The sequence below is a fragment of the Bradyrhizobium sp. Mp27 genome (genome assembly GCF_029953005.1).
Classification (GTDB): Bacteria; Pseudomonadota; Alphaproteobacteria; order Rhizobiales; family Xanthobacteraceae; genus Bradyrhizobium; species Bradyrhizobium barranii.
This window is the reverse complement of sequence record NZ_JASAUS010000021.1, coordinates 43,443-55,652: the sequence shown is the minus strand read 5'-3', so window position 1 is coordinate 55,652 and position 12,210 is coordinate 43,443. Positions and strand designations below refer to the sequence as shown.

8 protein-coding genes and 1 pseudogene are annotated in these 12,210 nt (G+C 64.1%); 2 read left to right on the top strand and 7 right to left on the bottom strand.

Annotated elements, in window-relative coordinates:
• The first annotated feature begins 60 nt into the window (after positions 1 to 60).
• Positions 61 to 2,004, top strand: coding sequence for an ATP-binding protein (locus QJT78_RS14285; RefSeq protein WP_080586518.1), 1,944 nt, complete (start codon positions 61 to 63; stop codon positions 2,002 to 2,004).
• A 29-nt stretch (positions 2,005 to 2,033) separates the two neighbouring features.
• Here the strand turns inward: QJT78_RS14285 and QJT78_RS14280 are convergent.
• Positions 2,034 to 4,307: pseudogene (locus tag QJT78_RS14280) on the bottom strand (FdhF/YdeP family oxidoreductase); the annotation flags it as partial.
• A gap of 236 nt (positions 4,308 to 4,543) precedes the next feature.
• Between QJT78_RS14280 and QJT78_RS14275 the strand changes: the two are divergent.
• The gene (locus QJT78_RS14275; protein ID WP_028153089.1) at positions 4,544 to 5,791 is read left to right on the top strand and encodes an oxalate decarboxylase family bicupin; all 1,248 of its coding nucleotides are present in this window, start codon (positions 4,544 to 4,546) and stop codon (positions 5,789 to 5,791) included.
• Between the two features lie 95 nt (positions 5,792 to 5,886).
• Here QJT78_RS14275 and cydB read toward each other — a convergent pair whose 3' ends face one another.
• The 6 genes from cydB to fumC are packed head-to-tail and all read right to left on the bottom strand — an operon-like array spanning position 5,887 to position 12,162.
• Positions 5,887 to 6,873, bottom strand: a complete 987-nt coding sequence (gene cydB / locus QJT78_RS14270) for a cytochrome d ubiquinol oxidase subunit II (RefSeq protein WP_028153088.1) — start codon at positions 6,871 to 6,873, stop codon at positions 5,887 to 5,889.
• A gap of 2 nt (positions 6,874 to 6,875) precedes the next feature.
• Positions 6,876 to 8,285, bottom strand: a complete 1,410-nt coding sequence (locus QJT78_RS14265) for a cytochrome ubiquinol oxidase subunit I (RefSeq protein WP_028153087.1) — start codon at positions 8,283 to 8,285, stop codon at positions 6,876 to 6,878.
• A gap of 18 nt (positions 8,286 to 8,303) precedes the next feature.
• Positions 8,304 to 9,842 (bottom strand): malate dehydrogenase (quinone), encoded by a 1,539-nt coding sequence (gene mqo / locus QJT78_RS14260; protein WP_038942624.1) that lies wholly within the window; start codon positions 9,840 to 9,842, stop codon positions 8,304 to 8,306.
• 42 nt (positions 9,843 to 9,884) lie between these two features.
• Entirely contained in the window at positions 9,885 to 10,289 is a 405-nt protein-coding gene (locus QJT78_RS14255) for a hypothetical protein (RefSeq protein ID WP_038942622.1), read from the bottom strand.
• Positions 10,286 to 10,711 carry a hypothetical protein gene (locus tag QJT78_RS14250; protein WP_049807514.1) on the bottom strand — a complete coding sequence of 142 codons (426 nt, stop codon included), beginning with the start codon at positions 10,709 to 10,711 and terminating at the stop codon, positions 10,286 to 10,288. Before QJT78_RS14250 ends, QJT78_RS14255 begins: the two co-directional genes overlap by 4 nt.
• A gap of 14 nt (positions 10,712 to 10,725) precedes the next feature.
• The gene (gene fumC / locus QJT78_RS14245) at positions 10,726 to 12,162 is read right to left on the bottom strand and encodes a class II fumarate hydratase (protein WP_038942620.1); all 1,437 of its coding nucleotides are present in this window, start codon (positions 12,160 to 12,162) and stop codon (positions 10,726 to 10,728) included.
• Between the last annotated feature and the right edge of the window lie 48 nt (positions 12,163 to 12,210).

The window sequence follows — 12,210 nt, the reverse complement described above, 5'->3', positions numbered from 1 at the left end:
CGGCGCGGTACATCGCTTGGGCATCCCGCGTCCGGACGTCCGGGCTCGGGAATTGGTCTCATGCCCGGCGAGTATCTCTTGGACCTCTTCAATCTGCTGGCCCAACCCGGACTCGCTCACGAATGCAAGGAACCCGCGACGGTCCGTCACACGGGGACGCTCTGTCGCGCATCGTGGCCCGACCATTCGCGCTACGCCCATCCCGCCCTTTGGGTCCTGGGAGGCGTTGCGCTCGGCGTGTTGTCAGTCGCTTGCTTCCTGCTCGGGATCGACCTCACCACCAGCGCCCTCGCCCTGCTGGCCGTCATTGTCGTATTGTCGCTGCTTGCGATCGCCGGCTTGGTCAGGCGGCAACACCGGCTCGAGCGAGAGGACATCTTGCGGCGGCGTCAGGTTGCCTATCTCGCCGAGGCCCAGAAGCTCAGCCACACCGGCAGCTTTGGCTGGAACGTCGCCAGCGGCGAGCTGTTCTGGTCCGAAGAGACGTTCAGGATCTTCGATCTCGAGCCGACCTTGCCGCCGTCGCTCGACACCATCCTGAAGCGTACGCATCCCGATGATCGCAATGCCGTACGCGACGCGCTCGATCGCGCCGCGAACGACAGGAACGACTTTTCCCTGGAACATCGGCTGATCCTGAACGATGGCTCGATCAGGCACATTCGCGTGGTCGCCCGTGGAACGTCGGAAGAGCATGGACAATTTCGATTCATCGGCGCGGTCATGGATATCACCGCCCAGAAGAAGGACCACACCGAGCTGGAGCGGAGCGAGCAGCGCTACCGCCACCTGTTCGGCCGCATGCCGATCGCCCTCCGTCAGCTCGACGCCAGCAGACTGGTGGTGCTGTTCCGAAAGCTGCGAGCCGAGGGCATCAAGGACCTCGGCAGCTATTTCGACAGCCATCCCGACTTTCTCCGGACCTGCATGGACGCGCTCTCGTTTCAGGAAGCCAACGAACGGGCCATCCAGATGTTCGGAGGGGGCGTCGACGGCTATGTCGGGCGTTCCATGTCCGACACCTGGAAGGCACGCCCGGATACGTTTCGGCGGGCCATGGAGTCCCGCTTTCGCGGTGAAACGAACTTCGAGGAAGAAACCAAGATGGTGACGTGGGACGGCCGCGTCGTCGACGTTCTCTTCACCACGGCCCGCGTCGGTCCAATCAATGACCTCGAAATAAGCCTGGTCGCGACGATCGACATCTCGCAACGCGTCCGCGCCCAAGAGAGACTTCGGCAGGTGCAGGCGGAGTTCGCGCATGCGGCGCGCGTCTCGATGCTCGGCGAGCTCACCGCCTCCATCGCGCACGAGGTCAACCAGCCTTTGGCCGCCATCGCGACCAACGCCGCTGCCGGTCTGCGCTGGCTGAACAGGCCGATTCCCGACATGGCCGAGGTCCGCAGTACAATCGAAAATATGGCCACGGATACGAAGCGGGCCGCGGACATCGTGGCGCGTGTTCACGGGATGGCTTCGCGCAAGGCGCCGGAACGTGCCGTTCTGTCGCTTGACGATGTCATTCGCGAGGCGCTTCTGTTCCTGCGCCACGAGATGGAATCCCGCGGCGTAACGATCCTGCACCGGCCCGATGCGAAAGCTGCACTCGTGCTCGGCGACCGCACCCAGCTCCAGCAGGTGATCGTCAATCTGGCCATCAACGCCGTGCAAGCGATGACTCAGGCGGGACGCCAGCATGGCAGGATCGTCATCACCACCGCCGCGCAGGACGCGACGACCCTGTGTTGCTCCGTGGAGGACAACGGTCCCGGCATCTCCGCCGAACATGCCGGCCGGCTGTTCGAAAGCTTTTTCACGACCAAGGAGTCCGGCATGGGCATGGGACTGCCGATCTGCCGGTCCATCGTCGAAGCGCATGGCGGCCGGATCGACGCCGAAGGACTTGGCACCGAAGGCCTTGGCACCGGCGCCCGGTTCTGGTTTACGCTGCCGATCGCGACGCCGGCGTCATCGCCGCCATCCGGTCGGGATGCCGACGCCTGACCCCGCCTGCTCTTATGCGCCGGAGCGGTCGAGCGCACCAGGCGGATCGGGATCCCTTTGAATGACGGCGTGAAGCTGAGGGGATCGCGGGCATAGAGCGGCACCAGCGGATTGGTCTCCGGATAGTACGCGGCACAGCAGCCGGTCGGAAACGAATACGCCACCACGCGGAAGTTGCGCACGATCCGCTCGGCGCCGTCGGTCGACTCCGTGATCAGGTCGACGCGATCGCCGTCCGCGAGCCCGCGCTTCTTCAGTTCATATTCGTTGAGGAAGACCACGTCGCGCTGGCCGAAGACGCCGCGATAGCGATCCGACAGCGAATAGAGCGTCGTGTTGTACTGGTCGTGGCTGCGTATCGTGCTGAGCCACAGAAAATCCGGATCGGCCTGCGGCGGGTCCTCGCCGCATCCCTCAAACACCAGGAAATTGGCCTTGCCGGACGGCGTTGCCCAGATGCGCTCCCGCGCGGTCGAGGTCAGGTGGAAGCCGCCGGGAATGCGGATACGGGCATTGTAGCTCTCGAAGATAGGGAAGACGGCCTCGATCGCATCCCGGATGCGATCGTAGTCGCCCACAAAGCCGTCCCAATCGACCACCGTGCGCTCGCCGAGCGTCGCCTTGGCGAGGCCTGCGATGATCGCGACCTCGCTGAGAAGATGCTCCGATGCCGGCTTGTTGCGACCGCCCGAGGCGTGGACCATCGACATCGAATCCTCGACCGTGATCGACTGCGGTCCCGATTCCTGAATGTCGATCTCGGTTCGCCCGAGGCACGGCAGGATCAGGGCGGCGCGGCCATGGATCAGATGGCTGCGGTTGAGCTTCGTGGAGACGTGGACGGTCAGATCGAGCTTGCGCAGCGCGGCCTGCGTCGCCTGCCAGTCGGGTATGGCCGCGGCAAAGTTGCCGCCCATCGCGAAAAAGGCCTTCACTTCGCCGCGGATCATTGCTTCCAATGCCGTCACGACGTTGTGTCCCGGCGCGCTCGGCGGCTTGAAGCCGAAGCGGTGCTCGAGGCGCTCGAGGAAATCCGCCTTGGGGATCTCCGTGATTCCCACGGTCCGGTCGCCCTGCACGTTGGAATGACCGCGAACCGGACAAACGCCGGCGCCGTCGCGTCCTACATTGCCGCGCAAGAGCGCAAGATTGGCGATCTGCTGCACGTTGTGCGCACCACACTGGTGCTGGGTAATGCCCATGCCGTAGACAATGATGGCGCGCTCCGCCTTCATATAGGCGCCCGCGGCATATTCCAGGTCCTCGCGCGTCAGGCCGGACTGGCGTTCGATGTCGGGCCATTGCGTTCGCTTGAGATCGCCGATCAGCGCTTCGATGCCGGCGGTGTGCCCGCGAATGAAATCCCAGTCCAGGATCTCCGGCTGCTCGGCCGCACGGGCGGCCTCGTCCGTTTCGACGAGGATCTTCATGATCCCCTTGAGGACGGCGACGTCGCCACCGACACGCACCTGGAAAAGCTTCGAGCTGATCGTCGTCGACGACAGCGTGATCATCTCAACCGGGCTCTGCGGCGCCTGGAAGCGCTCCAGCGCCCGCTCGCGGAACGGATTGAACGAGATGATCGAGGCCCCTCGGCGGGCCGCGTTGCGCAGGCTGGTCATCATCCGCGGGCTGTTGGTGCCCGGATTCTGGCCGAAGATGAAGATGCAATCAGCCTTGTCGAAATCCTCCAGCAGCACGGTGCCCTTGCCGACGCCGAGCGATTCCGGCAGGCCGACGCTGGTCGCCTCGTGGCACATGTTCGAGCAGTCGGGAAAGTTGTTGGTGCCGTACTCGCGCACGAACAGCTGATAGAGGAAGGCGGCTTCGTTCGAGGTTCGCCCGGACGTATAGAACTCCGCCATGTTCGGATCCGGCAGCGCATTGAGCTCGCGGCCGATCATGGCGAACGCTTCGCTCCACTGCACCGGGAGATAGCGGTCGGATGCGGCGTCATAGGCCATCGGATGGGCGAGCCGACCGACCATTTCGAGATCGTAATCGTTCCAGCTCGCGAGCTCCGTGACCGTGTGCTCGGCAAAGAATTCGGGCGTGCAGCGCTTCGATGTCGTCTCCCAGGCGATCGCCTTGCCGCCGTTCTCGCAGAATTCGAATGACGAGGTGTGCTTCGGATCGGGCCAGGCGCAGCCGGGGCAATCAAAGCCCTCCGGCTGATTCATCCTGCTGAGCGTCGCTGCGCCCTTCAGCGGCGCCCGCTGCACCAGAAGCGCCTCGCTCAGCGCCTTGAGTGCGCCCCAGCCGCCGGCGGGTTCACGGTAGGGACGAACCGATTTCGTGGTCATCTCGATATCTCGCGATATGGCATCCGGGCCAGTTAAGGATCGCGCGGGCCGAGCCGTCTTTTCAAAACGACGCCGAATTTCGCAATTGCACATGTTCGGAGCCGGCCGCAGCAGCCAGTGCGTTCCGGCAAAAAGAGCGCGTTCACGGAAGCTGAAACGGCGACCGGAAACTAGGTTTGTCAGTTGGAGCCCCGTCGCTACGGAGGGCTTTCGACATTTTTCAGGAGCGACCCAAGATGTTCTCAAGACGTGATTTGCTGGCCATGTCCGCGGCAGGCGCCGCCATGGTCGGCTCCAGCGCGCAGGCCGCAACGTTCGGCAATCCGGACGAGCCGCCGCAAGGCGCCGTGAACGCCAAGAGCCCCGGAAGCCTGTCCGATCCCGGTCCTCAAGATCCGGACCTTGCCAAGCACTTCCCCTCAGCCCAAACCCCGCCCCCGACGGATGTCGGCGGCCTGCCGATGGATTGGGCCTCGTTCAACAACGCGCCGAGGCGCATCCAGAATGGCGGCTGGGCCCGTCAGGTCACGGTCGAGGATTTCGCCATCTCGAAGGAGATCTCCGGCGTCAATATGCGGCTGGCTGCCGGCGGAATCCGCGAGCTGCATTGGCACCAGGCTGCCGAATGGGCGATCCTGACCTACGGCTCCTGCCGCGTCACCGTGCTCGACACGCAGGGGCGCCCCTATGTCGGCGACCTCAAAGTCGGCGACCTCTGGTATTTTCCGCCGGGCGCGCCGCATTCTCTGCAGGGCTTGGGCCCCGATGGTTGCGAGTTCGTGATCTGTTTCGACGACGGCCACGCCAATGAATTCAACACGCTCCTGGTAACCGACTGGTTCGCCCACACGCCGCCCGAGGTGCTGGCGAAGAACTTCGGTGTTCCGGCCGACGCGTTCGCAAAGATCCCGCTGCACAACCGCTGGATCTTCCAGGGGACCGTGCCCGGCGATCTCGCCGCCGATCGCGCAGCCGTTGCAAAGCACGCCGAAGCGCCGCCCTACCCCTTCATCCACTCGCTCGGCGGCTCGGCCCCGGTCAAGGAGAGCTCCGCCGGCAGCATCCGCGTCGCCGACAGCACCACCTTCAAGGTTGCCACCACCGTCGCTGCGGCGCTGGTGTCGATGCCGCCGGGGGCTGTCAGGGAGATGCACTGGCATCCGAATGCCGACGAGTGGCAGTACTATATCAAGGGCAAGGCGCGGATGACGGTGTTCGACACCGGCCCCAATGCGTTGACGACGGACTTCGCGGCCGGCGACATCGGCTATGTCCGGCGCAATCTCGGCCACTATGTCGAGAACGTCGGCGACACCGAGCTGCAGTTCGTCGGCGTGTTTCGGGCCCCTCGCTACGAGGAGGTGTCGCTCTCTTACTGGCTGACGCACACGCCACCCAAGCTGGTCGCCCAGCACTTCAACATCGACGAGAAGCTGATCGCCCAATGGCCGGACAACAGTCCCGGCGTCATGCCCAAATCCTGAACCAGCCTCGCAAGAGGTCTGAACGAGAAAGGCGCCGAAACCGGCGCCTTTCTCTTTATCCGTGACAGCTCACGGCAACTTCGGGCGTGCAGCCGTCAGTAGTGATCGGCAGCAGGGGCCGACTTGCCGCGGAAGACGCGGTAGCCGATCGCCACATAGAGCAGCATCAGCGGGAACACGAACAGGCCGGCGCCCCAGAACATGAATGCAAGACTTGCATGAGGCGCCGCGGCCTCGTCGATCGTGACGACGAACGGAATCATGTAGGGCCAGAACGACAGGGCGAGCGTGGCGAAAGCCGCGACGAAGATCAGGGCGACCATATGGAACGGCCAATAGTCGTCATGGCGCAGGATGCTCTTGGCCAGCACCGCGGCCGCACCGGCGCCGATCACGGGAAACACGAACAGATAGGGCCGGTCGGTCCAGCGCTGCAGAATCGGAAGATGTTCGACAAGCGCATATGCGAAGACGATGACCAGGAAGACCAGGACGCCGATCGCCAGCGGCGGGATCTGGCGCCGTGCGACATCCCGAACGGGACCGTCGCACTTCCGCACCAGCCAGCAGGCGCCGAGCAGCGAATAGCCGAAGCAGAGCCCGACCCCGCACAGGGCGGAAAAGGCGGTCAGCCAGCCGAGCGTTCCGCCGGTATAATCGCCGTTGGAGAACTGGAGCCCTTCGACCAGAGCGCCGACCATCGCGCCCTGCATGAAGCTGGCGGCAAACGAGCCCACGACGAAGCTGACGTCCCAGACCCAGCGCGAAGTGAGCGCCTTGCCGCGAAACTCGAACGCCACGCCGCGCAGGATCAATCCGAGCAGCATCACGAGAACAGGGATATAGAAGGCCGACATCACCATGGCGTAGACCACGGGAAACGAGCCCCACATGATCACGCCCGTGACGATCAGCCAGGTTTCATTGCCGTCCCAGACCGGAGCGACCGTGCTCAGCATGGCATCCCGTTGCGACTCGCCCCCGGCCGCCCCGAACAGCATGCCGACGCCAAGATCGAACCCGTCGAGGAGGAGATAGATCAGGATGCTGATGGCAAGAAGGGCAACCCAGTACATCACCATAGCTATTCTCCCGCCCCGAGATAGCTGCGTGCGGCCGGCACCTGATCGGCGAGCGACATCGGCCGATTGGGCACGGGAACGTGGAGCGGCCTGCCGCCGAGTCCCGCCGGGCCGGCACGCAGCAGCTTATAGATGTAATACGTCCCGAACGAGAAGATGAAGGCGTAGACCGCGACGAACAGGATCAAGGAAGTCATCGCAGCCGACGCGGTCAGGAACGGCGTCACGGCGTCTGCAGTCCGCAACACGCCATAGACCGTCCATGGCTGGCGCCCCACTTCCGCGGTGTACCAGCCGGTGAGGATCGCGACCCACGGCAGCGGGAAGCTGAGGAAGATGCCCCACAGCAAGAGGCGGTTCCGATCGAGCCGATGCTTGAGGCCGAGCCAGGTCCCGAGCCAGGCCAGCCCCAGCATCACGAAGCCGCAGCCGACCATGATGCGGAAGGCAAAGAACGGGATCAGCACCGGCGGGCGGTCCTGCGGCGCGAAGCTGGTGAGGCCGACCTCTTTCGACGTCAGGCTCATGCTACCGATGATGCTCCCGAGCACGGGAATCGATATCGCGTATCTGTTCGATTCGGTGCTCGAATCCGGGATCGCGATCAGCACCTCGGAGGCCGGTTGCTCGTTATGCCAGCGCGCCTCGATCGCGGCGAACTTGGCCGGCTGGTAATCGTGGACATAGTCGCCGACGAGATGCCCGATGAAGAGCTGAACCGGCAGCAGCACCGCCGCAAGCGCAAGGCCCATCCGCAGCATGACATGAGCCTCGGGGCGATAGGTCCGCCGCAGCAGATACCACGCGCCGGTTGCCGCCACGCAGAACGCGCCGGTCAGGTAGGACGCGAGCAGCATATGCGGAAACCGGACCCAGACCACGCGATTGAAGATGATCTGCGTCCAGTCATCAGGCACGAACTGGTCGTTCTGCAGGACGTAGCCGGTCGGCACCTGCATCCAGCTGTTGTTGACCATGATCCAGAACGCCGAAAGCGTCGTCCCGAGCGCGACCATCGCCGTCGAGAACAGGTAGAACCACGGCGGCACCCGGGGGCGACCGAAGATGAGGATGCCGAAAAAGCCCGCCTCCAGCATGAAGGCGGTGAACGTCTCGTAGGAGAGCAGCGGGCCCTGGATCGGGCCCGACATCTTCGAGAGCACGCTCCAGTTCGTTCCGAACTGGAACGCCATCACCACGCCCGATACGACCCCCATACCGAACGCCACGCCAAAGATCTTCAGCCAGAACGCGAACAGGGTCCGGTAGACGGGCTTGCCACTGTACTGGTGCATCGCTTCGAGCACGGTGAGCCAGGCGGCAAGCCCGATCGTGAACGCCGGGAAGATGATGTGGAACGAGATGGTGAAAGCGAATTGCAGCCGCGACAGAAGGAGCGCCGTCGGGTCCATCGAACATTCTCCGTTGGTTCACGCCCGCTTCGCGGCCGCCGGCGCGCGTGCGGCCGGCTGCGGAATGTTGTCGACCTTGAGGACCGCGGCCGTCGTTGCACGAATCTGGCGACAGAAATCCGCATCGTCGATCAGCGACACGCCATAGGACGGGATGATCTGCTTCAGCTTGGGCAGCCAGGCGCTTGCCGTCAGCTCCCCGGCGAAGCACTTCTCGAGCACGCTGATGGCGATGAACGCGGCGGTGGAAGCCCCCGGTGATGCGCCGAGCAGGGCCACCAGCGAATGGTCGTCCGCGCCGACGAGCTCGGTCCCGAACTCGAGCAACCCACCACGCTTGACATTGGGCTTGATGATCTGGACCCGCTGGCCCGCGACCTGCAATCTCCAGTCCTTCGGGTCGGCCTTCGGGAAATATTCGTCGAGCGCCGCGAGCCGGTGTCGCTCGGACTGCAGCACTTGCCCGACCAGGTATTCGGTGAGATCGAAATTGTCGCGCGCCACCGAAAGCAGCGGCTTGACGTTGGCGGGACGAATGGACTCGAAGAGATCCAGCAGCGAGCCGTGCTTGAGGAATTTGCTCGAGAAGCCGGCATAGGGACCGAACAACAACGAGTGCTGGCCGCCGATCACCCGTGTATCGAGATGCGGCACCGACATCGGCGGCGATCCGACCGCGGCCTTGCCGTACACCTTGGCATGGTGACGCTTGTTGATCTCGGGATCGTCGCAGCGCAGCCAGATCCCGCTGACCGGGAAACCGCCATAGCCGCGCCCCTCCGGGATGCCGGACTTCTCCAGCAGCGGCAGCGCACCACCGCCGGCACCGATGAAGACGAACTTTGCGCGCACCGATCGCGTCTCACCGCTCGCAGTATCCCGCACTTCGACGCGCCACCGGCCGCCCTGCTCCCGGTCAAGACCGGTGACGCAGCTGTTGTAGTGGACGGCGCAGCCGGGCTGGTTGACCAGATGCTTGACCAGAAGATGCGTCAACGAGCCGTAGTCGACGTCGGTGCCGGTGATGATCCGCGTTGCGGCAACCGGCTCGTCGCCACCCCGTCCGTCCATCACCAGCGGCGCCCATTCGGCAATCTTCCTGGGATCCTCGGTATGCTCCATGCCCTCATAGCAATGATGGGCCGACATCGCCTTGAACCGCTTCCGCAAGAATTCGACGTTCTCCGCGCCGTGCACGAAGCTCATATGCGGCACTGGATGGATGAAGGCCCGCGGATCCGCGATCGCTCCGCGCCCGATCAGGTAGGACCAGAACTGCCGGGACAGATCGAACTCGACGTTGACCTGGAGCGCCTTGGAGATGTCGATGCTGCCGTCGGGCCGCTGCGGCGTATAGTTCATCTCGCAATTTGCTGCGTGCCCGGTACCAGCATTGTTCCAGGAGTCGGAGCTTTCCTGCGCGCAATCCCCGAGAATCTCGCACATCTGGATCGACAGAGAGGGTTCGAGCTCCTTGAGAAAGACGCCGAGGGTCGCGCTCATGATGCCGGCGCCAATGAGGACGACATCGGTTTCGCGGTCGGAAGCTGCTGACATGGCTATTTCCTTCGTCGGGTGTTGCTGCTTTGGATGGCTCGATCAGGCCCGCACCGATTGCCGCGCCTTGGCGCGGAACGGCACATTCGCTCCCGGCTGCAGGATCACGTAGGCACGGCGCCAGGATGAATCGTCGGTCAATTTCCAGCTATGCCCCGAGCCAGCGGTGTCCTCGGCCAGCAGGACGTTGCCGGGGTGGAGCAGGAAGTGATGGCCGTCACGCGTCTGGAAATCGAGCGTTCCGCTGAGCGTGATCACCAGCTGCCGGATCGGCGCGGTGTGCCAGGCGAACGCTCCGCCCGATTCCGTTTCCTGAAAGGAGACGCTGGCGGCATCGATCTTTCCGGTCAGGAAGTCGCCACGCTGTCCCGCCTCCAGCTCGAGGAAGCCTTCCTCGAAATGCGAGTTGTTGTCCTCTCCGGTCCATAGACGCACACAGCGGATCATCGTGTCTCTCCTTGCATTGTGGTTGCGTCGCCTGCGCGGCGTTGTGAGGACCGGAACGGCACCTCGGCGCCCGGCTCGAGAACCGTGTAGAGGCGGCGCCATGGCTCCGCGTCCGTCATGATCCAATTGTGGCCCGTCCCGCTGGTATCCTCCGTGAACAGGACATCGCCCGGACGCAGCGTGACGCTTCCATCCGCCGTTTCGAACCGTAGCGTCCCGCTCAGGGACATGACGAGCTGGCGCGCCGCGTCGGGACGCCAGCCGAGTTTCGGATCTGCATCCGTTTCGTGGAACGAGGCGGCATCGATCCGAAGCTTTGCGCTGAGCGCATCGCCCCTCGCCCCGCGCGCAAGCTCGACGGCGCCTTCCTCGAAGTGCGACTTGCCATCCGCACCCGTCCAGAGTCTGACGCACCGGATCATTGCCGCCGCCCTCTTCAGCCGGCCTTCGCGCCGATTGCGAGCGGCACCTTGACCTCGGCCACATAGGGCTTGACCATCTTGGCGGGATCCACGATGCGGTCGAACTCCGGCTCGGTAACGAAACCGAGCTTGAGCGCCGCCGACTTCAGCGTGAGGTCGTTGTCCATCGCATAGTGCGCAATCCGCGACGCCTTGTCGTACCCGATCACGGGCGCCAGCGCCGTCACGAGCATCAGCGATCTCTCGACATACTCCTTGATCTTCCTATGGTTCGGCTCGGTGCCCTCGACGAGGAAGGTGCGGAAGTTGGTGCAACCATCGGTCAGGATGGTGACGGACTGCGCGATGTTGTGGATGATCAGCGGCTTGTAGACGTTCATTTCCAGATAGCCGCCGGCTCCGCCGAACCCGACGGCGACGTCGTTCGCCATCACCTGCACGGCGATCATCGTCAGCGCTTCGGCCTGCGTCGGGTTGACCTTGCCCGGCATGATCGACGAACCCGGCTCGTTCTCGGGGATCAGCAATTCGGCGAAGCCCGCGCGCGGGCCGCAGGACATCAGACGGATGTCGTTCGCGATCTTGTAGAGCGACCCCGCGAGCGTGCGGAGCGTGCCGGATAGCTGCACCAGCGCGTCATGCGCCCCCTGGACGGCAAACTTGTTCGGTGCGCTGACGAAGGGCAACCCCGTCAGCCGCGCGATTTCCGCAGCGACGGCCTCGGCGAAGCCCGGCGCGGCATTGATGCCGGTGCCGACGGCCGTGCCGCCCAGGGCGAGCCGGAAGACACCCTTGAGCGCGTCGTCGATGCGGGCCAGATCGTCGGCGAGCATGCCGGCGTAGCCGGACCATTCCTGCCCGAGCGTCAGCGGGGTCGCGTCCTGCATGTGGGTTCTGCCGATCTTGACGACGTCGTCCCACTGGCTCGATTTTTCCGCGATTGCGTCGTTCAACGCCTCGACCGCCGGAACGAGGCGTTCCGTCACGTTCATCGCGGCTGCGATATACATGGCCGAGGGAAAGCTGTCGTTCGAGGATTGCGACATATTGACGTGATCGTTCGGGTGAACCGGATGCTTGCTCCCGAGCGGCGTGCCCGCGAGCTGGCAGCATCGGTTCGAGATCACCTCGTTCACGTTCATGTTGAACTGCGTTCCGCTGCCCGTCATCCAGACGTGAAGCGGAAACATGTCCTGATGCTGGCCGGAGAGGATCTCGTCGCAGACATGCGCGATCAGCTTGTGGAGCTTGCCGTCGAGGCGGCCGCCGGCGCAATTGGCGTTCGCGGCCGCCTTCTTCAGGATCGCGTAGGACTGGATCATTTCGCGCGGCATCAGGTCCTTGCCGATGCTGAAATGCTCGAGCGAACGTTGCGTCTGCGCCCCCCAGAGCTTGTCCGCGGCAACGTCCACTTCACCCAGGCTGTCCGTCTCTTTGCGAAGGTTGTTCATCCGTGCCTCTTGGCAGTTGACGTCGAAAGGCCATCTCGGCGCTGTTAG